The organism is Streptomyces sp. NPDC026659 (assembly GCF_040638245.1).
Classification (GTDB): Bacteria; Actinomycetota; Actinomycetes; order Streptomycetales; family Streptomycetaceae; genus Streptomyces.
Genome location: NZ_JBEZXY010000008.1, coordinates 195563 through 218723, shown reverse-complemented (window position 1 = coordinate 218723; position 23161 = coordinate 195563). Strand labels below are relative to the sequence as shown.

The window sequence follows — 23161 nt, the reverse complement described above, 5'->3', positions numbered from 1 at the left end:
CCCCGGTGCGGTCGCGGGGCCCGGGAAACGGCGAGATCTGATGGGGGCGGACATGACCATGTCGAAAGGCTCGAACACGCCGGTACCCACCACGGTGCTGCGCGTCGAGGCGAGCCGACGCGCGGGCCCCGGCATACCGGCGACGGAGCTCTCCGCCCTGCTGCTGGCGTCCGGCAGGATCCGCTCCGACGCCGACCACGTGACCCGCGACCACCCCGCACACCCGTCCGGCGCCGTCCGGCACGAGGAGACACGCCGCGACGGCGACCACGTCACCGAGGTCCTCGCCGTCGACCTCGCGCGCGTGGAGGACACCGTCGAGCGGATCGTCCTCGCCGCGACGGCGGACGGCGGCACCTTCGGCCAGGTCCCCGGCCTCGGCGTCCGGATCACCGACACGGACGGCCGGGCCGTCGCCCACTACGACAACACCGGCGCGAGCGTGGAGACGGCCCTCGTCCTCGGCGAGCTGTACCGCCGCCAGGGCGGCTGGAAGTTCCGCGCCGTCGGACAGGGATACGGCAACGGACGCGACGGGCTGGCCGAGGAGTACGGCATCACCGCGCGCCGAGAGACCAGGCGAGCGGCACCCGCGGCGCCCGAACTGCGTGGACCGGTGCCCGAGTCGCGGCGACCCGACCCCGAACTCCGGCTGCCGGAACCCGAGTCGACCGCCCGCCCCGCCAAGGTCACCCTCACGAAGGCCGCCCCCGCCGTCTCGCTCGCCAAACAGGGCGCCACCTCCGGAGCCCTCCGCGTCAACCTCAACTGGCGCATGCGCGAAGGAAGATGGACCAAGGGCACCGCACGGGACCTCGACCTCGACCTGTGCGCCCTGTACGAACTCGCCGACGGCCGCAAGGGTGTCGTACAGGCCCTCGGCAACGCCTTCGGCTCCCTGCACCGACCGCCGTACATCCACCTCGACGGCGACGACCGCACCGGCGCCTCGGACGACGGCGAGAACCTCACCGTCAACCTCGACCACACCGCGGACTTCCGGCGCATCCTGGTCTTCGTCACCGTCTACGCGGGCGCCACCTCCTTCGCCGGACTGCACGCCACCGTCACCCTGCGCCCCCAGCACGGCGCCCCCGTCGACTTCTCGCTCGACGACTGCGCGGTGCCCTCCACCGTCTGCGCGCTCGCGCTGCTCACCAACCAGGGCGGCGACCTGGTCGTCCGGCGCGAGGCCCGCTACCTCGTACCCGAGCGGGGGACGAGCCCCCAGCGGACCGTCGACCGCGCCTACGGGTGGGGCATGAACTGGACCCCCGGCCGGAAGTAGCTCTCGTCGGCTCTCGTCGGTCCTCGTCTGCCGTCGTCAGCCCTCGTCGGTCACCGTGTCCGGGCGCGCGTAGGTGCGCCCCTTCCACGCGGCGCCCCGGCCCCGGTAGTGCTGCACCGCCGAGTCCACCGTCATCAGGAGATAGAGGAACGCCGTGAACGGCAGCAGGGGAGCGAGCCACAGCGGCTGCCGGTAGTAGCGCAGCATCGGCGCGTAGGTCGCCGCCATCACCGTCCACGCCGCCGCGCCCACGGCCGTCGCCGCCGCGTCGCCCAGCACGGCCCCGGCCACCACCGTGCCGGGCGGCACCAGATACACCAGGGCGAGACCCGCCACCGTGCCGAACAGCAGCAGCGGGTTGTGCCGCAACTGCGCGTACGCGCTGCGCGAGACCATCCGCCACAGATCACCCAGCCGCGGATACGGGCGCACACTGTCCACCCGGTCCGCCAGACCCAGCCAGATGCGGCCGCCCGAGCCGCGCACCGCCCGCGCGAGCGCGACATCGTCGATCACGGCCTGCCGGATGGCGTCCGGAATCCGCGCCCGCTCGGCCGCGTCCGCGCGCAGCAGCACACAGCCGCCCGCCGCGGCCGCCGTGCGCCCGCCCGGGCGGGCGATCCACCGGAACGGATACAGCTGGGCGAAGAAGTAGACGAACGCCGGGACCACGAGCCGCTCCCACGGGCTCGCCACCCGCAGCCGCGCCATCTGCGACACCAGGTCGAAGCCACCGGTCCCGGCCGCCGCCACCAGCGTGCGCAGACTGTCCGGCGCGTGCGCGATGTCGGCGTCCGTCAGCAGCAGATACTCCGGCTCACGCGCGCGGGCCAGCGCGATACCGTGCCGCACCGCCCACAGCTTGCCCGTCCAGCCCGAGGGCGGCTCACCGGGCGAGGCCACCGTCAGCGGCAGCCCGCCGCGGAGCCGGGACAGCTCCCGCGCCAGCTCGCCGGTGCCGTCGGTGCTGCCGTCGTCCACCAGGAAGACCTCGGCCCGTCCCGGATAGTCCTGCGCGAGCAGCGAGGGCAGACTCGCGGGCAGCACCTCCGCCTCGTCCCGGGCCGGTACGACCACGCACACCGACGGCCACACGTCCGGTTCCCGGCGGGGCGGCAGCCGTACGTCGGTGCGCCAGAAGAAACCCTGGCCGAGCAGCAGCCAGCACCAGACGACGAGAGAGGCGACGGCGGTCCACAGGATGGCGCTCACGGCCGCAGTCTGCCCCACCGGACGGCCGGGCCGTGGGCCATCGACTATCGTGGCCGGGTGAAGATCGCGCTCATGGACTCCGGAATCGGCCTTCTTGCGGCGACCGCCGCGGTACGTCGCCTGCGGCCCGACGCCGATCTCGTCCTCTCCCTGGACCCCGACGGCATGCCCTGGGGACCCCGCACGCCCGAGGACCTGACCCGCCGCGCCGTCGCCGTCGCCGAGGCCGCCGCCGCCCACCGGCCGGACGCCCTGATCATCGGCTGCAACACGGCCACCGTGCACGCGCTGCCCACGCTGCGCGCCCGCCTCGAACCCGGCATTCCGGTGATCGGCACCGTCCCGGCGATCAAGCCGGCCGCCGCCGGGGGCGGCAGCGTCGCCGTCTGGGCGACCCCCGCCACCACCGGCAGCCCCTACCAGCGCGGACTCATAGCGGAATTCGCGAGCGGCGTCCAGGTCACCGAGGTTCCCTGCTGGGGCCTGGCCGAGGCCGTGGAGCACGCCGACGAACGCGCCATCGAGGCCGCCGTCGCCGCCGCCGCGGAACTGACCCCCGGTGACGTGACGACCGTCGTCCTCGGCTGCACCCACTACGAGCTGGTGGCGGAACGTATCCGCGCCGCCGTCCAGCGCCCCGGCGCCGCCCCGCTCGTCCTGCACGCCTCCGCGGGCGCCATCGCCGCCCAGGCACTGCGCCGCATCGGCGAGCAGCCCGCGCCGGACGCCCCGGCCGAGGGCAAGCTGACCGTGATCCTCAGCGGCCGCGAGGGTGAGCTGCCCGCCGCCGCCCTGCACTACGCGGAGGGACGGCTGCTCCCGGCCGCGGAACGGCTCGCCGACCGGCGGTGACCGCGGCTCGCCGCCGCGCGACTCCGCGACGGTGACGGAGGGTGGCCGTTGTCCCGGTGGGCCGCCCGGAGCAGTCACCGAGCGCGACCGGGTACCGGCGCAGCGAAACCTGAGTAACCTCATAGGCATGAGGGAGTACGACGACGTCGAGGACTCGCACCCCGACGTCTGGACCGGTCGCGCCACCAACCGGGTGCAATGGCTGCTGGCGCTGGTCGGCGCGGCCTGCCTGGCACTGGGCATCGCGATCGCCGTCCAGTCCGCCTGGACGTCCGGCGTCGTCCCGCTCGTCATGTCCGTCGTCGGCTGCATCGCGGCCGGCCTGCTCGTCCTCTACGGCACCCTCGCCTTCGTCCATGTGGACCTCATCCTCGACCAGGACTCCCTGGAAGTGCGCTGCGGCCATGTGGGACTGCCCCGCCGCCGCATTCCGCTGTCCGACGTCGTCGGCGCCGACTTCATCCCCCATGTCACCCCGCGCCACTGGGGCGGCTGGGGCTACCGCTGGCGCCCGGAGCGCGGCACGGCCGTCGTGGTGCGCCGGGGCGAGGGGATCGAGCTGAGCCTGTGGGACGGCCATACGTTCACCGTCACCGTGGACAACGCCGAGTCCGCGGTGCGCGTCATCAGGTCCCGGCTGCGGGCGGGGGCGGCGGGGTCCGCGCGCTGAGGGGGCGCGGTGGGGGAAAGGGGCGCTGTCACATGTGCGGCGGCGCCACCCCGCTCAGATCGTCGTCCGCTCCCCGGCCACCGCATCCTCGTGGGGCGTGAGTTCCTCGTCCGCCCAGGGGCGGGCCGTGCCCCATCCGGCGAGCAGCCCCGCGCCCGCCGTCACGGTGGTGAAGCTCAGCACGTTGCCCAGTGAGGCGAGGACCGCCAGGACCGTCAGGGCCGCGCCCGTCGTCAGCACGACCGGGGTCGGACGCGGGGCGCGCCACAGGGCGTGCAGCACCCAGCAGTAGACGGCCGCGAGGAGCAGCACTCCGACAAGCCCCTGCTCGGCCAGCAGCTGCAACGGGGCCGAGTGCGGTCCGGCCTCGGCCGGGACGTCCGGGGCGACACCGCCCGGCCGGCCGTAACGGCCGGGACCGACCCCGGCCAGCGGTGCCTGCTGGGCCAGTCTCAGCGCGTCCTGCCACAGGTGGACGCGGTACGGGCCGATCCGCTCGGTGACCGCCTCCACGACACCGCTGGGCAGCGCGCCCGCCGCCACCGCCCACACCCCGGCCGCCGTGCCGCCCGCGGCCAGGGCCAGTCCCGCTGTCCCGACACCCCTGTGGGGCATCGAGCCCGCGACGAGCGAACAGAGCAGCACCGCCCCACTCGCGACGCAGCCACCGGTGACCCCACGACGGCACCGGACAGCACGATCAGCGCGGCCAGCAGCCACAGCGCCGATTTCAGCGCGGGTACGGGCGTCGCCCATGCCGCACAGCACGCCGCGCCGGTGGCCAGCGCCAGCAGGGCGGCGGTGGCGCCGGTGTGCCCGAGCGGGACGGCGTACGGCGGACCGGGCAGCAGCGCGGGCATCGTCACCGCCAGCACCAGCCCGGCCGCCGCCCCCGCGCACGGCGCCGCCACCGGAAGCAGCGCCCCGGATATGCGCCCCGTGGCGTAACCGGCCGCCGCCGCGAGCACCGCGAGCAGCACACCCTCGGGGCGTCCGTCGTGCGCCGCCGCCGTGATCAGGGCCCACAGCGCGCACAGGCCGAGCAGGATCATGCCCGCCCCGTCCGAAACGTTCCGCCCCACCCGCTCCGCGTCCGTCTCCGTCGCGCGCGTCATCCCCGTCGACCCCACCCGTCGCCCCTCGCACCCGGTCCCCCGACCTGTGGCCGCGGCCTCGCCGCGCGCACCGGGACCGGCCGCACCGCCGAGACTGGGCCACACCGTAACGGCTGATGGCCGGTTTGTGGACGAGTTGCGCGGGAAGGTCGCGATTCCGGGTGGAGGCGGGCCGTCCGCCTTGCGGTCCGGGCGCGGACCACATGGGGTCCCACCACATACGCGGACCACGTCCCCCCAGGCACGCGGACCACATGGTGTCGCACCACACAGGGACCGCCGGTTTTCCGGACCGGTCCCCAGGACCGTGCAGGTCGGCGGCCCGGCCCGCGCTGTCAGCGGTCACACCCCGCGCCGTAGACTCCCCGCGTGACCGTCACCGCTACCTCCGTGGACCAGCCGGAACAGCTCCGGCCGCCCGTCTCGCCGGGCCGCCGCCGTCTGCTGCGCCTGGTCCCGGCCGCCGTCGCCGCCCTGTGCGGTGTGCTGCTGTACCTCAGCTTCCCGCCGCGCCCCCTGTGGTGGCTGGCACTGCCCGCCTTCGCCGGTCTCGCGTGGGCGCTGCGCGGCCGCACCTGGAAGGCGGCCCTCGGCCTCGGCTACCTCTTCGGGCTCGGCTGTCTGCTGCCGCTGCTGGTGTGGACCGGTGTGGAGGTCGGTCCCGGTCCCTGGCTCGCGCTGGTCGTCATCGAGGCGGTCTTCGTCGCCCTGGTCGGCGCGGGCATCGCGACCGTGTCCCGGCTGCCCGCGTGGCCGGTGTGGGCCGCCGCCATGTGGACCGCCGGCGAAGCGGTCCGCGCGCGGATGCCCTTCGGCGGCTTCCCCTGGGGCAAGATCGCCTTCGGCCAGGCGGACGGCGTGTTCCTGCCGCTCGCCGCGGTGGGCGGCACCCCCGTGCTCGGTTTCGCGGTCGTCCTGTGCGGTTTCGGCCTGTACGAGGCGGTACGGCTCGTCACCGAGCGCCGCCGCGCCCGCGAGGTGCGCCGCTCGGCCGCCGTGGCCGCGCTGCTCAGCGTCGCCGTGCCCGTCGTGGGCGCCGTCGCCGCCCGCGCCCTGGTGAGCGACAAGGCCGAGGACGGCACCGCCACGGTCGCGCTCATCCAGGGCAACGTGCCCCGCGCGGGTCTGGAGTTCAACGCCCAGCGGCGGGCCGTGCTCGACTACCACGCGCGCGAGACCCTCAAGCTCGCCGCCGCCGTCAAGGCGGGCAAGGAACCCCGCCCCGACTTCGTGCTGTGGCCGGAGAACTCCTCCGACATCGACCCCTTCGCCTACCCCGACGCCGCCATCGTCATCGACGACGCCGCCCGGGCCGTCGGCGTACCGATCTCGGTCGGCTCGGTCGTGGAGCGGAACGGCAAGCTCCTCAACGAGCAGATCCTGTGGACCCCGGGCAAGGGCCCCACCCAGACCTACGACAAGCGGCAGATCCAGCCCTTCGGCGAGTACCTGCCGCTGCGCTCGCTCGTCGGCGCGATCAACAGCGAGTGGACCGGCATGGTCCGCCAGGACTTCAGCCGGGGCGACAAGCCCGGCGTGTTCCGCATCGACGGCACCAAGGTCGGGCTCGCCACCTGTTACGAGGCCGCGTTCGACTGGGCCGTGCGCGACACCGTCACCCACGGCGCGCAGATGATCTCGGTGCCGAGCAACAACGCCACCTTCGACCGCAGCGAGATGACCTACCAGCAGCTCGCGATGTCCCGCGTCCGCGCCGTCGAGCACAGCCGGGCCGTGACCGTGCCGGTCACCAGCGGCGTCAGCGCGGTCATCATGCCGGACGGCAAGGTCGTCCGGAAGACGGGCATGTTCGTGCCCGCCCACCTGGACGAGAAGATCCCGCTGCGCTCCTCCGAGACGCCCGCGACCCGCCTCGGCGTCCTGCCCGAGATCGCGCTGGTCCTGGTCGCCGCGGGCGGCCTCGGCTGGGCCATCGGCGCCGGGATGCGCGGTCGGCGCGCCGGGCGCGCGTAGCCGTACGACCGCCGTACGCCCCCCGAAGCGGTACGCGGGGGAGGTACGGGGTCATAGGGTCGGCCCATGGCTACACCTGAATTCATCCGTACGCTCCGGGCCTCGGCGGGCCATCAGCTGCTCTGGCTCCCCGGAGTCACCGCGATCGTCTTCGACGACGCGGGCCGGGTGCTCCTGGGCCGCCGCACCGACACCGGTGAGTGGTCGGTGATCGGCGGCATCCCGGAGCCGGGCGAGCAGCCCGCGGCCTGCGCCGTGCGGGAGGTCCACGAGGAGACGGCCGTGCACTGCGTCGTCGAACGGGTCGTCCTCGTCCAGGCGCTGGAGCCGGTCACGTACGCCAACGGCGACGTCTGCCAGTACATGGACATCACCTTCCGGTGCCGGGCGACCGGAGGCGAGGCGCGGGTCAACGACGACGAGTCGCTGGAGGTCGGCTGGTACGCGGTGGACGCGCTGCCCGACCTGAACGACTTCGCGCTGTTCCGGATCAAGCAGGCCATGTCCGATGCACCCACATGGTTCGACCCTATGACCAGCGGCTGAAGTATGGGTCATCACCACATGTGGTGAGCCACCTGCCCCACTTAGGGTTCGGCACATGACCTCGCCCAGCCCGCAGCCCGGCCCCCGCCCGTACTCCGTCCCCCTGGACCTCGGCGGCCGCGTCGCCCTCGTCACCGGGGCGGCCGGCGGGATCGGCCGGGCCTGCGCGCTGCGGCTCGCGGCCGCCGGGGCCGAGGTCAGGGCCGTGGACCGGGACGCGGCGGGCCTGACCGAACTGGCCGAGCAGGCCGGGGACATGGCGGGCGCGGTCGTCCCGCACGTTCTCGACCTCACCGACCTCGACGCCGCCGAACGGGCCGCCGCGGACACCGACGTCCTGGTCAACAACGCCGGGCTCCAGCTGGTGCGCCCGCTGGAGGAGTTCCCGCCCGAGGTCTTCCACACGGTGCTGACCGTGATGCTGGAGGCGCCCTTCCGGCTCATCCGGGGCGCGCTGCCCCATATGTATGCACAGGGCTGGGGCCGCATCGTCAATGTGTCCTCCGTCCATGGGCTGCGGGCCTCGGCCTTCAAGTCCGCCTATGTGGCCGCCAAACATGGGCTCGAGGGACTGTCCAAGACGGCCGCTCTGGAAGGCGCCCCCCATGGCGTGACCTCGAACTGTGTGAACCCGGCCTATGTGCGCACCCCACTGGTCGAGAAGCAGATCGCCGACCAGGCCCGCGCCCACGGCATCCCCGAGGAACGCGTGCTCTCCGAGGTCCTGCTCAAGGACAGCGCCCTCCAACGTCTGATCGAACCGGACGAGGTCGCGGAGGCCGTGGCCTATCTGTGCGCCCCGCAGGCATCCTTCATCACCGGCACCTCCCTCGTGATGGACGGCGGATGGACGGCCCACTGAACGCGCCACGGCCGGACGGGGCGTGGCCAGAGGGGGCGTGGCCAGGCGCCCCGCGTCGGGACAGGCCACGGTCGAACAGCCCCACTGCGCCCGTAGGCAGAGTTATCCACAGGGCTGACGCGTCCGGCGCCCGATGGGCGATGCTGTGACCATGTCTCGCGATCAAGCCCACCAGGCCGCGGGCCCCGGCACCGGGACCGTCGCGGCACCGCCCCCACCGGGTACGGAGATTCCGTACCTCGAACTCCTAGCCCGGGACGCCTCCCCGGAGATGTACGAACGCCCGGTGCTGCTCGCCCGCGCCGAGGGTCTGCCCGCCGAGCGGATCGCCGCGCTGGAGCGCGCCAAGCTCCTCGCGCTGCGTGTCCGCGCGGAACTGGAAGGACGCCGCCGCCGCGAGGCGGAACTCTCCGCGCTCTTCGAGACCGCCCACGACCTGGCAGGACTCCGTGACGTGGACGCCGTCCTGCGGGCCATCGTGCAGCGCGCCCGCTCCCTGCTCGGCACCGACACCGCCTACCTCAGCCTCAACGCCCAGGACCGTGGCGACACTTACCTCCAGGTGACCGAGGGCTGCGTCTCCGCCCGCTTCCAGCAGCTCCGTCTCGGCATGGGCGAGGGGCTCGGTGGTCTCGTCGCCCAGACCGCGCGGCCGTACGTCACCGAGGACTACTTCCAGGACGCCCGCTTCCGGCACACCCGCACCATCGACACGGCGGTGCGCGACGAGGGGCTGGTCGCCATCCTCGGGGTACCGCTCATGCTCGGCCCGCACGTCATCGGCGTCCTGTACGCCGCCGACCGGCGTGCCCGGGTCTTCGAACGCGAACAGATCGCCCTGCTGGGCTCGTTCGCGGCCCTCGCGGCGGCCGCCATCGACACCACCAACCTGCTGACCGAGACCCGCTCAGCCCTGGCCGGGCTCGAACGCGCCAACGAGATCATCCGCGACCGCAGCGCCGTCATCGAGCGCGCCTCCGAGGTGCACGACCGTCTTGCCGAACTCGTCCTGCGCGGCGGGGGAGTAGCGGACGTGGCGGCCGCCGTCTCCGAAGTCCTCGGCGCCACCGTCGAGTTCACCGAGACCGGCACGGCACCCGCCGAAGCCCTGGAGGCATCCCGCTCCGAGGGGCACGCGGTGCGGCACGGCACCGACTGGATCGCCGCCCTCGTCGCGGGCGGCGAGTCCCTCGGCGCCCTGGTGCTGCGCGGCCACCCGGACCTGGACCCGGTCGACCAGCTCACCCTGGAGCGGGCCGCCATGGTCACCTCACTGCTCCTGCTCGCCCGCCGCTCCGCCGCCGAGGCCGAACGCCGGGTGCGCGGCGAGCTGTTGGACGACCTGCTGGACGCCCGCGACCGCGACCCACGCCTGCTGCGCGAACGCGCCGCGCGCTTCCACGCCGACCTGGACGCCACCCATGTGGTTCTCGCGGCCCGGCTCGACGCGCCCACGGCCGACGCCGACGAGGAGGCCGCCGCCCGTCGGCGCCTGTGGTCCGCCGCCTCCCACCTCGCCGCCACCCGGCACGGCCTGGCCGCCACGCGCGACGGCGGCACCGTACTCCTGCTCCCGCTGGCCGACGGCGACGGCGCCACCGGTCTGGCCCGCCGCACCGCCCGGGACCTCGGCGCGGCCGTCAGCCTGCCGGTCACCGTCGGCGCCTCCGCCCCCGTCACCGGCCTCGCCGACCGGCCCGACGCGGTGGCCGCCGCCTACGCCGAGGGCCGCCGGTGCCTCGACGCGCTGCACCTCCTCGGACGCGGCGGAGACGGCGCGGCGGCCGAGGACTTCGGCTTCCTCGGCCTGCTGCTCGCCGCCGACCGGGACGTCGGCGGCTTCGTCGAGCGCACCATCGGCCCGCTCGTGACCTACGACGAACGGCGCGGCACCGATCTGCTGCACACGCTGGACGCCTACTTCGCCTGCGGCATGAGCCCGGCCCGGACCAAGGACACCCTCCATGTGCACGTGAACACCGTGGCCCAGCGGCTGGAACGGGTGGGCCGGCTCCTGGGCGCCGACTGGCAGACACCGTCCCGCGCCCTGGAGATCCAACTGGCCCTGCGGCTGCACGGGCTGGCGGTACCGGGACGGCACTGACCGGCCCCCGCGCGGAGGCCGGTCGAGGTCAAGTACGGCTCACGCCGTCCGCGCCTCGGCGGCCGCACTCGCGTCGGTCCGATCCCCGCCCCGCTCCGTCACCTGGGCGAGGTCACGGTGCCGGGTCTCGCGGGCGACACCCACGGCGATCAGCGTCAGGACGGCGGCCGCGATCACGTACAGCGCGATCGGCGTGGAGCTGTCGTACTCCTCGAGCAGCGCGGTGGCGATCAGCGGGGCCGGCGCACCGGCCGCGACGGAGGCGAACTGGGCACCGATGGAGGCACCGGAGTAGCGCATCCGGGTCGCGAACATCTCGGCGAAGAAGGCGGCCTGGGGCGCGTACATGGCTCCGTGCAGCACCAGTCCGACGGTGACGGCCAGGATCAGAGAGCCGAACGATCCCTTGTCGACGAGCTGGAAGAACGGGAACATCCACAGCCCGATGCCCGCCGCACCGAGCAGGTACACGGGCCGGCGTCCGATCCGGTCGGACAGGGCGCCCCAGGCCGGGATGACGGCGAAGTGCACGGCCGAGGCGATGAGTACGGCGTTGAGCGCGGTCTGTTTCGAGACGCCCGCGGACGTGGTGGCGTAGACGAGGATGAAGGCGGTGATGACGTAGTAGCTGATGTTCTCCGCCATGCGGGCGCCCATCGCGACGAGCACGTCCCGCCAGTGGTGGCGCAGCACGGAGACGATCGGAAGCTTCTCCTCCACGTCGTCCTTCCTGGACTCGGCCCGGGCCAGCGCCTCCTTGAACACGGGTGATTCGTCGACGGAGAGACGGATCCAGAGACCGACCATCACCAGTACGCCGGAGAGCAGGAACGGGATGCGCCAGCCCCAGCTGCCGAAGGCGTCGTCCGAGAGGACGCCGGTGAGGAGCGACAGCACACCGGTGGCCAGCAGCTGCCCGGCCGGCGCGCCGGTCTGCGGCCACGAGGCCCAGAAGCCACGCCTGCGCGCGTCCCCGTGCTCGGACACCAGCAGGACGGCACCGCCCCACTCGCCACCGAGCGCGAAGCCCTGCACCAGACGCAGCAGCGTCAGCAGCACCGGTGCGGCGCTTCCGATGGTCGCGTGCGTGGGCAGCAGACCGATGGCGAAGGTCGCACCGCCCATCAGCAGCAGACTCAGCACCAGCAGCTTCTTGCGCCCCAGCCGGTCACCGTAGTGCCCGAACACCAGCGCCCCGAGCGGCCGCGCCGCGAACCCGACCGCATACGTCAGGAACGACAGCAGTGTCCCGACGAGCGGATCGGAGTCCGGGAAGAACAGCTTGTTGAACACCAGCGCGGCCGCCGACCCGTACAGGAAGAAGTCGTACCACTCGATGGTGGTCCCGACGAGACTGGCGGCGACGATACGGGGGAGCTTCGCTGGAGCGGACGGGGCGCTCATAGGTGACGACATCGGCACCACTTCCTGGCGTGTGACGGGGACGGAATGCGTGTCGCCACACGGTAGGAACGCGCAGGTCAGGGTCGTATGTGGTGGGACACCATAGTTCTGGGCGCGGGAGTGAGTGCGCCCACCATGGAGGAGGGGCCGTTCGACGGGCCGACCGGACGGTCCGTCACTGCATCAGGCGCTGCCGGTCACCCATGACCACTGCGGGATGCCGCGCCGGGTCGAGGGTGCGGAGCAGGGTCTTCATCCCGGACTCGGGGACGGTGACGCAGGCGGAGGTGCCGTCGCCGTGGTCGACGTGGAGCCAGATGCCGCCGCCCTTCTCCACGCCGTCGGGACGGTTCCAGTCGAAGGGCGGGGTGCCCTTGAGGTGGTTGTAGTCGATGGCGATGACGTAGTCGAAGTCGTGGGCGTGGTTCTCGTCGTCCTGGTTGATGGAGGCGGCGAAGGCGTTGTCGTCGTACCAGTACGGCAGTTTGGTGCCCGGGCTCCTGAGCGAGCCTCCGGCGTCGGTGAGGGTGAAGACGCCGGCGGGGCTGCGTTCGTCGTCCATCCGATGGTCCGTCGTCCAGCCGAGGCGGCCGTTGTGCGCGGGCCAGGCGGCGGTGCGTTCCCACTGGGTGCCGTGCTTCTCGTACAGCACGGCGAGGCTGTCGGGGGAGTCGCGGTCCTCGCCGTAGACGACCACGAGCTGACGGGTGCCGGCCGGGATGCGCGCCCCGGTCCGTTCTCCGATGCCGGGAATTCCCGGACCGGACACCGGGTGCGCGGAGCCGGCCGCCGCCGGGTTGCCGTTGTGTGCCGGGCCGCCGGGCTTGGCGCGCTCGTCGGTGCCGCCGCAGCCGGTGGCCGCCGTCAGCAGGGCGCCGCACGCGACGGCGGATATGAGGAGCCGAGCACCACGGGGTCGCGCGGGCCGGACGCATGACGGGGCGAAAGTGAGGAGGCGCATGATCGTGATCCTCCGGCGCTGCGGAGGGGCCCCGCATCCTGACGCGGCATCCGGCCTAAGACGCGGGCCTCCCGTCCGGCCCGTTGCCCATCCCGGCGGGCGCGCCGGACCGGTCGGCCGCTCGTACAACGCGGGCAGCGGCTGATCGCGCCAGGACCCGTGCCCGGTACGGCAGTTGGACGGGACCGGAGCCCGAACCCGAGCCCGAGCCGAGACCGGACCCCCGCCGATGTCAGTCGCGCCCGCCCCGGTCCGCGACCGGCCACACCCCGGTCGACCGCTCGATGGCCTTCGCCCCCGTGCGGTCGACGGCGCTGCGCACCACCGCGAAGATCGCGCCCTGGAGCGCCGCCGCGAACAGGATCTCGCCCCAGCCGCGGTCGCGGTCGAGCGCGTCGGGGGCGTCCTCCTCGTGCCGTATCGCCATCCACGCCTTGCGGAACGCCAGCCCGGCCAGGGCGCCGCCGGTCCAGCTCAGTACGAAGCCCACGGGCTTGTAGGCCAGCGGCAGTTTGCGTCGGGTCGTCTTCTTCGCCATGGGAGGCTTCTACCTCGCCGGGCGCCACTCATGCGGGCTGTCCGGGCTGCCCGGGCGGACCGACCCGCTCGTCCGGCGGCACCGGACCGGGCGGCGTCCCGTCGCCGAAGGGGCGGCCGCCCAGCCGCTCGCGGTGGTGCGGGGTCGTCCAGCCGGCGAGGTCCGGGCCGAGCGGCACGATGCCGGTCGGGTTGATGCCGGAGTGGACCTGGTAGTAGTGCCGCTTGATGTGGTCGAAGTCCACCGTGTCACCGAACCCCGGTGTCTGGAACAGGTCCCGTGCGTACGCCCACAGCACCGGGTTCTCCGTCAGCTTCCACAGATTGCACTTGAAGTGGCCGTGGTAGACGGGGTCGAAGCGGACCAGGGTGGTGAACAGCCGGATGTCCGCCTCGGTGATGGTGTCCCCGACCAGATAACGCTGCCCGGCGAGCCGTTCGGCCAGCGTCTCCAGGCGCCGGAAGACCCCGGCGCACGCCTCCTCGTACTCCTTCTGGTGGGTGGCGAATCCGGCACGGTAGACGCCGTTGTTGACGTCCCGGTAGACGCCCTCCATCACCTCGTCGATCTCGTCGCGCAGGGGCTCCGGGTACAGGTCCGGTGCGCCCGCGCGGTGCAGGGCGGTCCACTCGGTGGCCAGGTCGAGGGTGAGCTGCTGGTAGTCGTTGGTCACCAGCTTGCCGCTGGGCACGTCCACGATCGCGGGGACGCTCACCCCGCCGGGGGCGCCCGGCTCCCGCTTCTCGTACGCCTCGGCGAGATGGCGGATGCCGAGCACCGGGTCGCGCCCGTCGGGGTCCAGGGTGAACCGCCAGCTCCGGTCGTCCTGGATCGGGTCGGTCACCGCCATGGGCAGCGCCTCTTCCAGGCCGAGCAGCCGACGGGAGATCACGGCACGGCTCGCCCACGGACAGGCGCGGGAGACCACCAGCCGGTAACGGCCGGACTCCACCGGCCACCCGTCACGGCCGTCGGCGGTGACGCGGTCGGTGAAGTGGCTCCGGGAGCGCTTGAACGGCTTGTGGCCGTACGCCCTGTTGCCCTTGTCGCCGTCACCCATGTCGCGGTCACCCATGTCGTCGCCGTCACGCATGTCGTCGTCACCCATGTCGTCTCCTCACCGTCGGCCGCGGCATGGCTCATCCGTCGATGAGGGCCTTGTACCCGGTGGCGTCGAGCAGCTTGTCGTACGCGGCCGCGTTCGACGGCTTGAGCTTGACGAGCCAGGTGTCGTAGGGCTCGTCGTTGATCAGCTCCGGGCTTTCGGACACCTCCTCGTTCACGGCGATCACCTCGCCGTCCAGCGGCACGTAGAGATCCGTCGCGGCCTTGACCGACTCGACCACACCGAAGGGGTCGCCGGCCTGGAGGGTTCGCCCGCTCGCCGGGCACTCCACGAAGACGATGTCGCCGAGAGCCTTCTGCGCGTGGTCGGTGATCCCGATGGCCACCGTGCCGTCCGCTTCCTTGCGCGCCCACTCGTGGGACTCGGTGTACCGCAGCTCGGACGGGATGTTGGACATGCTCGCTCCAGGGGTGTCGTGGCCGATCGGCGGGCTCATCCTGCCCGAGATGATCACGGAATCGGGCGAGGCGTCCCGGTGTGGCCGACGAAGCGTCAACGGGGGTTGACAGGTGGAGGGAGCGGCGGCCGTCGGCGGGGGCCGAGACACCACCCGACCTCGTTGATCATGCATCGCGTGATCCGGGGCAGGGGCGGCACCCGAACGTGAACGCCGTCAGCAAACGGAGTAGTCGTGCCGACACCGCACCCGGCCTCGCACCCCGAGGCAGCCACCGCCGTCCAGCTCGCCGCATGGCCCGACTGGCTGGAGCAGCACACCACGGCGCTGGTCGAAGTGCCGCTGCGCATCGCCCTCATCGTCGTCGTCCTGGGGGTGATCCGCTGGGTCGCCCAGCGCGCCATCACCCGTGTCGTGCAGCGCGTCCTGGAGCCCGGCGGGGAAGAGGGCGCGCCGCGCCGCCCGCGCTCCGGACGAGGAGCGGCCGTCCTGCTCCGGGACCGCTCCCGCGCCTCGCAGCGCCGTGAACAGCGGGCCCGGACGATCGGCTCGGTCCTCGGCAGCGTGGTCACGATCGTGCTGGCCCTGCTCGGCACCGCCATGATCCTCGACCAGGTCGGCATAGCCCTCGGCCCGCTGCTGGCCGGCGCCGGTGTGGTGGGCCTGGCCATCGGCTTCGGCGCGCAGAGCCTGGTCGCCGACTATCTCTCCGGGCTCCTGATCATGTTCGAGGACCAGTACGGCGTGGGGGACACCGTCGACCTCGGCGAGGCCGTGGGCGAGGTCGAGCACGTGGGCCTGCGCCTGACCCACGTACGCGATCTGAACGGCGGCCTGTGGCACATCCCGCAACGGCGAGGTCCTGCGGGTCCGCAACGACAGCCAGGACTGGGCCCGCGCCGTCCTGGACGTCGCCGTCGCCTACGACGCCGACCTCGACACCGTCCACCAGGTCCTGGAGGACACCGGCCGCGCCCTTCGCCAGGACCCGGCCTTCGCCGACCTGCTCCTCGAGAACCCCGGCGTGTGGGGCGTGCAGTCCCTCGACGCCGACGGCGTCGTCGTCCGCCTCGCGGTCAGGACCGTCCCGCTCCAGCAGTGGGGCGTCACCCGCGAACTGCGCCGCCGCGGGAAGGAGGCGCTCGACGCCGCGGGCATCGACATCCCGTTCCCCCAGCGCACGATCTGGCTCCGCAACGAGGGCGCGGGCACCGAAGCCGTGGGACGCGCGGGCTGAGCCCGGGCGCGTGCGCGATTCCGGTACGTGATCGCATACGTGATTCCGGAACGTGATTCCGCGTGCCGTGGACGGGTACGCGGCAAGGACCGCCGTCCGGCCCTGGAAGGAGATGGTGGCGGTGATCTCCGAGACGGTGCTGATTCCCGCCGAGGACGCCGCGCTGGAGGGTGATCTCGGGTTGCCCGACGGGGCGCGGGCGGTGGTCCTGTTCGCGCACGGCAGCGGGAGTTCCCGGCACAGTCCGCGCAACTGCATGGTGGCCGGTGCGTTGAGGAACGCCGGGTTCGGCACGCTGCTGATGGACCTCCTCAGCGAACGCGAGGAACTGGAGGACATGGTCACCGGCGAGCACCGCTTCGACATCCCGCTCCTCGGGCGTCGGCTCGTCGCCGCGATCGACTGGCTGGCGGAGCCGGAGAGCACGAAGGATCTGCCGGTGGCCCTGTTCGGCGCGAGCACCGGGGCCGCCGCCGCCCTGGTGGCCGCGGCCGAACGACCGGTGCGGGTCTATGCCGTGATCTCCCGGGGCGGCCGCCCCGACCTGGCCGGGGACGCCCTGGAGCAGGTACGCGCCCCGGTTCTCCTGCTGGTCGGCGGAGACGACCCCGAGGTGCTGCGCCTCAACGAGGAGGCCGCGGCACGGCTGCGCGCCCCGCACGAGCTGCGCGTCATACCGGGCGCGACCCATCTCTTCGAGGAACCCGGCACCCTGGAGGAGGTCGCGCGGCTGGCGGGGGAGTGGTGCGAGGAGCGGTTGCGCCGCCAGTGACAGTCACGAGGCGTTTCGAGCGCCGAACCGCCGCCCCTTGCGCAGAAAACGCCGCAACCGCGTCTCCGGCCACGTGTTGATCACACCGTCCCTGGTCAGCCACCCGCGCTGCACCGTCCCCACCCCGTAACGGGTGTTGGCCAGATGAAGCACCGCGTGCGCGTCGCTGTCGACGGCGAACTTCAGGCCGTGGCGCCGGGCGCGCAGGATGTCCTCGTCGCGCAGGTCGGCCTTCTCGTGGACGCGCGCCCTGTACGCCTCTCCGCCGGTGATCGAGATCAGGTCCGCGTACTCCTGGAACAGCGCCGCGACGTCGTCATTGGGTCGAGTCATGCCGTCCGGGTAGACAGGAACGCGGCATTCATTCCTATGGTGGTCGTAAGGGATTCTGTCCGGTCACCGAGTGGGCCGGAACCGCGCGGCCGACGCGGCGGCGCGTACCGGCCCGGCTGCGAGGGCGCCATGCGAGTCGAACTGATTCCACAGGCCGCCATGGTGCTCTTCGGTGTGCCGGAGGAGATGCACGCGGAGATCATCACGCTCATCGACGCGGTCACCAGGGACGCGGAGTCCGAACCCCCGGAGCTGGCAGCCGCGTTCGGCGAGTGGTGCTGGCTCGTCTACACCGTCCACGGGGACGTGATCGAGGTGCTGGACGTGGGGTGCGCCCGCTGAGACCGGGTGCCGTTTCCAGGACCCCGGTCAGCCCGTCTCCCGCTTGTCGTCGTCCACGATCTCGGCGTCCACCACCTCTTCGTCGGTCGAGCCCGTGGCGGAACCCGCGTCGGACGGCGGCGGCCAGCTCCCCGCGCTCTCCGCCCGCGAGGTGTCGTACAGCGCGGCGCCCAGCTTCTGCGCCGACTCGCTCGCCCGCTCCAGGGCCGACCGGATCGCGGCTGTGTCCTCGCCCTTGAGCCGCTCCTTCAGCTCCGCGATCGCGGTCTCCGTCTCGTGCCGCGCGTCCGCCGGGATCTTCTCGGGGTTGTCCCTGATCAGCTTCTCGGTGGAGTAGACGAGTTGTTCGGCCTGGTTGCGGGTCTCGGCGGCCTCACGGCGGCGGTGGTCCTCCTCCGCGTACTGCTCGGCCTCGCGGACCATGCGGTCGATGTCGTCCTTGGCGAGCGCCGAGCCGCCGGTGACGGTCATCTTCTGTTCCCTGCCGGTGCCGAGGTCCTTGGCGGAGACGTGCATGATCCCGTTGGCGTCGATGTCGAAGGCCACCTCGATCTGCGGCACCGAACGAGGGGCGGGCGGCAGCCCGGTCAGCTCGAACATGCCGAGCTTCTTGTTGTACGCCGCGATCTCCCGCTCGCCCTGGAAGACCTGCACGCTCACCGAGGGCTGGTTGTCCTCGGCGGTGGTGAAGATCTCCGAACGGCGCGTCGGGATCGTGGTGTTGCGCTCGATCAACTTGGTCATGATGCCGCCCTTGGTCTCGATGCCCAGGGACAGCGGGGTCACGTCGAGCAGCAGGATGTCCTTGACCTCGCCCTTGAGGACACCGGCCTGGAGGCTGGCGCCGACGGCCACGACCTCGTCGGGGTTGACGCCCTTGTGCGGGTCCTTGCCGGTCAGCTCCCGCACCAGCTCCGTCACCGCCGGCATCCGGGTCGAACCGCCGACCAGGATCACATGGTCGATGTCGGCCAGCTTGATCCCGGCGTCCTTGACCGCGTTGTGGAACGGCCCCTTGCAGCGCTCCAGCAGATCCTCCGTCAGCTGCTGGAACTGCGCGCGGGTCAGTTTCTCCTCCAGGTGCATCGGACCGTCGGCGGAGGCGCTGATGTACGGCAGGGCGATGGTGGTCTCGGTCGCGCTGGACAGCTCGATCTTCGCCTTCTCGGCGGCCTCGCGCAGCCGCTGCACGGCCATCTTGTCCTTGGCGAGATCGATGCCGTGATGGTTCCTGAAGGTCGTGACCAGGTGGTCGACGACCCGCTGGTCCCAGTCGTCGCCGCCCAGACGCGTGTCGCCGTTGGTGGCCTTGACCTCGATGACGCCCTCGCCGATCTCCAGGAGCGACACGTCGAAGGTGCCGCCGCCGAGGTCGAAGACGAGGACCGTCTGGTCGTTCTCCTTGTCCAGTCCGTACGCCAGGGCCGCCGCCGTCGGCTCGTTCACGATCCGCAGGATGTTCAGGCCCGCGATCTCCCCGGCCTCCTTGGTCGCCTGCCGCTGCGCGTCGTCGAAGTAGGCCGGGACGGTCACCACGGCGTCGGTGACGTCCTCGCCGAGGTACGCCTCCGCGTCGCGCTTGAGCTTCTGCAGCACCCGCGCGGAGATCTCCTGCGCGGTGTACCGCCTGCCGTCGATGTCCCCCTGGTCCGGGAACCGCCAGCCGTGGTCGCCCACATGCCGTTTGACGGAGCGCGCGGTGCGCTCGACGTTCGTCACGGCCTGCCGCTTGGCGACCTCGCCGACCAGGACCTCGCCGCTCTTGGCGAAGGCCACCACCGAGGGAGTGGTCCGCGCCCCTTCCGTGTTGGTGACGACGGTGGGTTCCCCGGCTTCGAGGACCGAGACCACCGAGTTCGTCGTACCGAGGTCGATGCCGACCGGACGCGTCATCTGGGCTCACCCTCCTCGCCTGTGCCCCGGCAGACCGGGTTGCCGCGAAGACCCGGGACGAAACGCCCTCATGGCAAGGCCGCTCCGGGCGGGCCCTCCCCGGGCACCGGAAGCGGCTGCCTGTACCGCGTGGACATGTCGATCGCCGGCGCGCTCCGGCCCAGCGACCGGGCCGTACTCCGGGCGTCCGCCAGGGTCGGCACGGAGACGGCGAGGAGGCGGAAAGGCGCGGGCGGCCGGAGCTCGACGCACACGGCGGGTGTCCCGGGCCGTACGACGGTGAAGTCCGTCCCTGCCTGGTGGGAGCGGGTGCCGATCCGCCGGGTGCCGCGCAGGGGGACTCCCCGCAGCGCGCGCCACCAGTCGGGCTCGGCGGTCACGCGGCGGACGTCCGACAGCGGCACGCGTACATCGGTGCGGCGGGCCGCCAGCCGTTCCCGCGGCGAGAGGCGCACGACCAGTTCGTCACCGTCGACCGACATCCGTGCCATGACTCTTCCATTCTGCGCCGGGCGGCGGCCGGGCGCCGGTCCGGGACCGTCAGTCGTCGTCCGTGGACGCGTTGAGCGCGACGTCGGTCACGCCGGGGTGCTGGAACAGCTCCGAAGTCAGCTCGCCGGTGTCGCCCATGCCCTCCAGTTCGAGCAGGACATGGGCGGCGGGATCGGTCTGCCCGGGCAGCCGTTCGACCTTGACCTGGACGATGCGGAACCCGCGCCGGGTGCACTCCTCCATCAGCTGGGGCAGCAGCGCGGTGCCGGTGCGGTAGGTCATGTGCAGCTCGTAGGCGGAGGGCGTCGAGGGCATCATCCCGGCGGCGAGGCGGGGATAGCCGCGCACGACGAGGAAGTGCAGGACGGTGACCGCGATGGCGAGGATCGGCAGCCCGCCGCCGCAGGCCATGCCGACCGCGCAGGTGAGCCAGACCGTGGCGGCCGTGGTCAGACCGCGCACGGCGTCGCGGCGCACGAAGATGATGCCGCCGCCGATGAAGCCGATCCCGGAGACGATCTGGGCCGCCACCCGCGACGGGTCGAACGAGACGTGCTCCAGACCCAGTACATCGGTGAAGCCGTACTGGGAGACCTCCATCATCAGGGCGCTGGCGATGCCGACCAGGGTGTGCGTGCGCAGACCCGCGCTCTTCTGCTGGGCCGCCCGCTCCCAGCCGATGACACTCGACAGGACCAGCGCCAGCCCCAGCTCCGCCAGCTGCCGCAGCCCCTGCCCGTGACTCACGTCCCACAACGGGACGGCCAGTCCGGTCATGCGCACCTCCACTCCGGCCCCTACGCCTACCGGCCGGAGAGCCATGCCGTGCGTGACTCACCGGAAACGTTACGTCACGGATGGTAGCCCTTCTGGAGTCTTCGTGATCACGCTGCACAGGTAAAGCTGTACAGCTAAGACTGTAGAGATTACGGTGGACCACATGAGTGAGAAGCCGCATGAGTGAGCACCCGAACCCGAGCCCGGACCCGGGCCTGCCGCCCTCCGCGATCCAGGCCTCGCGCGACGTCCGGACGGTCATCAGCCGACTGCGCCGCCGCATCCTGAAGGCGTCCGAGGTCGACGACCTCACCCTGGGACAGGCGTCCGTCCTGGCCCGCCTCTCCGACAAGGGTGGTGTCACGGCGAGCGAGCTGGCCGCCGACGAGGGCGTACGGCACCAGTCGATGACCGCGACCGTCGCCGCGCTCGCCGCGATGGGCCTGCTGGAGCGCCACCCCGACCCGGACGACGGGCGCCGCCTGCTGATCGTGCTGACGGACGAGGGCAGGCGCCGCGTGGAGGAGGGACGCCAGGCCCGTACGGAATGGCTCGCGGAGCGGCTGCTGGAGAGGTGCACCGAGGACGAACGGCAGACCGTGATCACCGCCATGGCCGTACTGGAGCGGCTGACCCGTGACTGACGCGAGGACGGACGCGATACCCGGGACGGACCGGCCCGGCTTCGACCGGCGGCTGCTGCCGCCGATGATGCTGGGCTCCGTCCTGAACCCGGTCAACTCGACGATCATCTCCGTCGCGCTCGTCCCCATCGGCGCCGCCCTGGGCGCGCCCGCCTCCCAGACCGCCTGGCTCGTCTCCGCGCTCTACCTGGCCACCTCACTCGGGCAACCCGTCGTGGGGCGGCTCATCGACCTGTTCGGGCCGCGCAGGCTGTTCCTGATCAGCACGAGCCTCGTCGGTGTCGCCGGTGTCGTCGGCACCCTCGCGCCGAACCTCGGGGTGCTGATCGTCGCGCGCGTCCTGCTCGGGTTCGGCACCTGCGCGGGCTACCCCGCCGCGATGGCCCTGCTGCGCAGCGAGGCCCGGCGCACCGGCCACGACAGTCCCGGCGGGGTGCTGACCGCGCTCGCCGTCGCCAACCAGACCATCGCCGTCGTCGGCCCCCTGCTCGGCGGCCTGCTGATCGCGGTCGGCGGCTGGCGCGCCACCTTCGCGCTGAACGTCCCGCTGGCCGTCGTCGCCGTACTGCTCGGCCTGTGGCGGCTGCCCAGGTCCGCCCCTCGTACGGCCGCGCCCGGGTCTGCGGCCGCCGCCCGGCTCGACCTGCCCGGCATGGCCCTGTTCGCCGCGACGCTGACCTCGCTGCTGCTCTTCCTGATGAACCTGCATCTGCGCGACTGGTACCTGCTGCTGATCGCAGCCGTCGCGGGAACCGCCTTCGCACTGCGGGAACTGCGGGCCGCCGACCCCTTCATCGACCTGAGGGTCCTCGGCGGCAACACGCCACTGATCGCGACGTACGGCCGCGCGCTCGTCGCGTACGTCGTCTCCTACGCCTTCCTCTACGGCTTCAGCCAGTGGACCGAGGAGGGCTACGGGCTGAGCCCCTTCCACGCCGGGCTGGCGCAGATCCCCATGTTCCTCATGGCCATCGGGGTCTCGATCGTCTCCGGGCGCCGCAAGGGGGTGCGCGGCAAGCTGCTGCTCGGCGCGGTCGGGCAGATCGTCGCCTGTCTGCTGATCCTCACGCTCACCGGGAAGAGCCCGCTCTGGACGCTGCCGCTGGTCGCCCTCGTCTTCGGCATCCCGCAGGGGCTGAACAACCTGGCTCTCCAGAACTCCGTCTACTTCCAGGCCGACCCCGACCGCATCGCCTCCTCGGCCGGACTGCTGCGCACCTTCGCCTACCTCGGCTCGATGGTCGCCTCCTCCGCGACCGCCGCGTCCTTCGGCCGCCACGCCGACACCGCCGGGATGCACCACCTCGCCCGGGTCATGCTCGGCGCCGGTGCGCTCTATCTGCTGCTCACGGTGTTCGACCGCACGCTGGGCCGGGCGACGGCAGCCGACGCGCGGACCGCGAAGTGAACGGTCCTGTCCGCCGGCCGGGCGCCGGCGTCGGCACCGTCGAGGAATGGCCGCGGTCACTCGAAGTGGCCGGCTGAGCACCGCCTGTCCGCCCCGCCCCGGGCTCCGCCGTTCAGGTGATCCCTGGAGTGCCGCTCATACGCGTGCACCCAGGGATCACGGGCTTGCCAGGCGTATTCCCGTTCCCGGGGTGATCGACTCGGAGTGGCAGCCT

Annotated in this window: 21 protein-coding genes and 3 pseudogenes; 13 read left to right on the top strand and 11 right to left on the bottom strand. The window is 72.5% G+C overall.

Annotated elements, in window-relative coordinates; translation table 11 throughout:
• The first annotated feature begins 52 nt into the window (after nt 1-52).
• Complete coding sequence (locus AB0E91_RS21525) at nt 53-1288, top strand: TerD family protein (protein WP_361784102.1); 1236 nt, start codon at nt 53-55, stop codon at nt 1286-1288.
• A gap of 36 nt (nt 1289-1324) precedes the next feature.
• Here AB0E91_RS21525 and AB0E91_RS21520 read toward each other — a convergent pair whose 3' ends face one another.
• A complete protein-coding gene (locus AB0E91_RS21520) occupies nt 1325-2500 on the bottom strand; it encodes a glycosyltransferase (protein WP_361784099.1) in 1176 nt (391 codons plus the stop codon).
• A gap of 57 nt (nt 2501-2557) precedes the next feature.
• Between AB0E91_RS21520 and AB0E91_RS21515 the strand changes: the two genes are divergently transcribed.
• Nucleotides 2558-3352, top strand: a complete 795-nt coding sequence (locus AB0E91_RS21515) for an aspartate/glutamate racemase family protein (RefSeq protein WP_361784096.1) — start codon at nt 2558-2560, stop codon at nt 3350-3352.
• Between the two features lie 127 nt (nt 3353-3479).
• A complete protein-coding gene (locus AB0E91_RS21510) occupies nt 3480-4022 on the top strand; it encodes a hypothetical protein (protein ID WP_361784093.1) in 543 nt (180 codons plus the stop codon).
• Nucleotides 4023-4076: 54 nt separating this feature from the next.
• Here the strand turns inward: AB0E91_RS21510 and AB0E91_RS21505 are convergent.
• Nucleotides 4077-5074 (bottom strand): annotated as a pseudogene (locus AB0E91_RS21505) (O-antigen ligase family protein).
• Between the two features lie 432 nt (nt 5075-5506).
• On the opposite strand from AB0E91_RS21505, the gene lnt reads away from it, so the two are divergent.
• From lnt to AB0E91_RS21485, 4 genes are all read left to right on the top strand, one after another.
• On the top strand, nt 5507-7111 hold the full coding sequence (lnt, locus tag AB0E91_RS21500) for an apolipoprotein N-acyltransferase (protein ID WP_361784090.1): 1605 nt from the start codon (nt 5507-5509) through the stop codon (nt 7109-7111).
• Between the two features lie 66 nt (nt 7112-7177).
• Nucleotides 7178-7657, top strand: a complete 480-nt coding sequence (locus AB0E91_RS21495) for an NUDIX domain-containing protein (protein WP_161178788.1) — start codon at nt 7178-7180, stop codon at nt 7655-7657.
• A gap of 55 nt (nt 7658-7712) precedes the next feature.
• Nucleotides 7713-8519 (top strand): 3-hydroxybutyrate dehydrogenase, encoded by an 807-nt coding sequence (locus AB0E91_RS21490; RefSeq protein WP_361784087.1) that lies wholly within the window; start codon nt 7713-7715, stop codon nt 8517-8519.
• Between the two features lie 151 nt (nt 8520-8670).
• Nucleotides 8671-10623: a GAF domain-containing protein gene (locus AB0E91_RS21485; protein ID WP_361784084.1), complete on the top strand. Its 1953-nt coding sequence runs from the start codon at nt 8671-8673 to the stop codon at nt 10621-10623.
• A 39-nt stretch (nt 10624-10662) separates the two neighbouring features.
• On the opposite strand, the gene AB0E91_RS21480 is transcribed toward AB0E91_RS21485, so the two are convergent.
• The 5 genes from AB0E91_RS21480 to gcvH form a co-directional block, all read right to left on the bottom strand.
• Entirely contained in the window at nt 10663-12039 is a 1377-nt protein-coding gene (locus tag AB0E91_RS21480) for an MFS transporter (RefSeq protein ID WP_361784081.1), read from the bottom strand.
• Nucleotides 12040-12202: 163 nt separating this feature from the next.
• Complete coding sequence (locus tag AB0E91_RS21475) at nt 12203-12988, bottom strand: hypothetical protein (RefSeq protein ID WP_361784078.1); 786 nt, start codon at nt 12986-12988, stop codon at nt 12203-12205.
• A gap of 232 nt (nt 12989-13220) precedes the next feature.
• Nucleotides 13221-13526 (bottom strand): DUF4235 domain-containing protein, encoded by a 306-nt coding sequence (locus AB0E91_RS21470; protein ID WP_361784075.1) that lies wholly within the window; start codon nt 13524-13526, stop codon nt 13221-13223.
• A 28-nt stretch (nt 13527-13554) separates the two neighbouring features.
• Entirely contained in the window at nt 13555-14586 is a 1032-nt protein-coding gene (locus AB0E91_RS21465) for a glutathione S-transferase C-terminal domain-containing protein (RefSeq protein ID WP_361784597.1), read from the bottom strand.
• A gap of 79 nt (nt 14587-14665) precedes the next feature.
• Nucleotides 14666-15049 (bottom strand): glycine cleavage system protein GcvH, encoded by a 384-nt coding sequence (gene gcvH / locus AB0E91_RS21460; protein ID WP_361784072.1) that lies wholly within the window; start codon nt 15047-15049, stop codon nt 14666-14668.
• A 600-nt stretch (nt 15050-15649) separates the two neighbouring features.
• Between gcvH and AB0E91_RS21455 the strand changes: the two are divergent.
• The 3 genes and pseudogenes from AB0E91_RS21455 to AB0E91_RS21445 all read left to right on the top strand — a co-directional run.
• A pseudogene (locus AB0E91_RS21455) lies at nt 15650-15841 on the top strand (mechanosensitive ion channel domain-containing protein); the annotation flags it as partial.
• A gap of 70 nt (nt 15842-15911) precedes the next feature.
• Nucleotides 15912-16286 (top strand): mechanosensitive ion channel family protein, encoded by a 375-nt coding sequence (locus AB0E91_RS21450; protein WP_361784594.1) that lies wholly within the window; start codon nt 15912-15914, stop codon nt 16284-16286.
• A gap of 121 nt (nt 16287-16407) precedes the next feature.
• Nucleotides 16408-17058, top strand: coding sequence for an alpha/beta family hydrolase (locus tag AB0E91_RS21445; RefSeq protein WP_361784069.1), 651 nt, complete (start codon nt 16408-16410; stop codon nt 17056-17058).
• A gap of 3 nt (nt 17059-17061) precedes the next feature.
• Here the strand turns inward: AB0E91_RS21445 and AB0E91_RS21440 are convergent.
• A pseudogene (locus AB0E91_RS21440) lies at nt 17062-17295 on the bottom strand (DNA polymerase/3'-5' exonuclease PolX); the annotation flags it as partial.
• Between the two features lie 225 nt (nt 17296-17520).
• On the opposite strand from AB0E91_RS21440, the gene AB0E91_RS21435 reads away from it, so the two are divergent.
• Nucleotides 17521-17733 (top strand): hypothetical protein, encoded by a 213-nt coding sequence (locus AB0E91_RS21435; RefSeq protein ID WP_361784066.1) that lies wholly within the window; start codon nt 17521-17523, stop codon nt 17731-17733.
• A gap of 27 nt (nt 17734-17760) precedes the next feature.
• Here the strand turns inward: AB0E91_RS21435 and dnaK are convergent, their stop codons facing one another.
• The 3 genes from dnaK to AB0E91_RS21420 form a co-directional block, all read right to left on the bottom strand.
• The gene (gene dnaK / locus AB0E91_RS21430) at nt 17761-19626 is read right to left on the bottom strand and encodes a molecular chaperone DnaK (RefSeq protein WP_361784063.1); all 1866 of its coding nucleotides are present in this window, start codon (nt 19624-19626) and stop codon (nt 17761-17763) included.
• Between the two features lie 68 nt (nt 19627-19694).
• Entirely contained in the window at nt 19695-20117 is a 423-nt protein-coding gene (locus AB0E91_RS21425) for a hypothetical protein (protein WP_361784060.1), read from the bottom strand.
• A gap of 49 nt (nt 20118-20166) precedes the next feature.
• Entirely contained in the window at nt 20167-20895 is a 729-nt protein-coding gene (locus AB0E91_RS21420) for an MgtC/SapB family protein (protein ID WP_361784057.1), read from the bottom strand.
• 179 nt (nt 20896-21074) lie between these two features.
• Between AB0E91_RS21420 and AB0E91_RS21415 the strand changes: the two genes are divergently transcribed.
• Entirely contained in the window at nt 21075-21539 is a 465-nt protein-coding gene (locus AB0E91_RS21415) for a MarR family transcriptional regulator (protein ID WP_361784054.1), read from the top strand.
• A 64-nt stretch (nt 21540-21603) separates the two neighbouring features.
• A complete protein-coding gene (locus tag AB0E91_RS21410) occupies nt 21604-22947 on the top strand; it encodes an MFS transporter (protein ID WP_361784591.1) in 1344 nt (447 codons plus the stop codon).
• Nucleotides 22948-23161 lie beyond the last annotated feature (214 nt).

Coding starts and splice junctions, on each gene's coding strand:
- AB0E91_RS21525 (WP_361784102.1), top strand. CDS start 53: ATGACCATGTCGAAAGGCTCGAACACGCCGGTACCCACCACGGTGCTG.
- AB0E91_RS21510 (WP_361784093.1), top strand. CDS start 3,480: ATGAGGGAGTACGACGACGTCGAGGACTCGCACCCCGACGTCTGGACC.
- AB0E91_RS21495 (WP_161178788.1), top strand. CDS start 7,178: ATGGCTACACCTGAATTCATCCGTACGCTCCGGGCCTCGGCGGGCCAT.
- AB0E91_RS21490 (WP_361784087.1), top strand. CDS start 7,713: ATGACCTCGCCCAGCCCGCAGCCCGGCCCCCGCCCGTACTCCGTCCCC.
- AB0E91_RS21485 (WP_361784084.1), top strand. CDS start 8,671: ATGTCTCGCGATCAAGCCCACCAGGCCGCGGGCCCCGGCACCGGGACC.
- AB0E91_RS21480 (WP_361784081.1), bottom strand. CDS start 12,039: ATGTCGTCACCTATGAGCGCCCCGTCCGCTCCAGCGAAGCTCCCCCGT.
- AB0E91_RS21475 (WP_361784078.1), bottom strand. CDS start 12,988: ATGCGCCTCCTCACTTTCGCCCCGTCATGCGTCCGGCCCGCGCGACCC.
- AB0E91_RS21470 (WP_361784075.1), bottom strand. CDS start 13,526: ATGGCGAAGAAGACGACCCGACGCAAACTGCCGCTGGCCTACAAGCCC.
- AB0E91_RS21465 (WP_361784597.1), bottom strand. CDS start 14,586: ATGGGTGACGGCGACAAGGGCAACAGGGCGTACGGCCACAAGCCGTTC.
- gcvH (WP_361784072.1), bottom strand. CDS start 15,049: ATGTCCAACATCCCGTCCGAGCTGCGGTACACCGAGTCCCACGAGTGG.
- AB0E91_RS21435 (WP_361784066.1), top strand. CDS start 17,521: ATGCGAGTCGAACTGATTCCACAGGCCGCCATGGTGCTCTTCGGTGTG.
- dnaK (WP_361784063.1), bottom strand. CDS start 19,626: ATGACGCGTCCGGTCGGCATCGACCTCGGTACGACGAACTCGGTGGTC.
- AB0E91_RS21425 (WP_361784060.1), bottom strand. CDS start 20,117: ATGGCACGGATGTCGGTCGACGGTGACGAACTGGTCGTGCGCCTCTCG.
- AB0E91_RS21420 (WP_361784057.1), bottom strand. CDS start 20,895: ATGACCGGACTGGCCGTCCCGTTGTGGGACGTGAGTCACGGGCAGGGG.
- AB0E91_RS21415 (WP_361784054.1), top strand. CDS start 21,075: ATGAGTGAGCACCCGAACCCGAGCCCGGACCCGGGCCTGCCGCCCTCC.
- AB0E91_RS21410 (WP_361784591.1), top strand. CDS start 21,604: ATGATGCTGGGCTCCGTCCTGAACCCGGTCAACTCGACGATCATCTCC.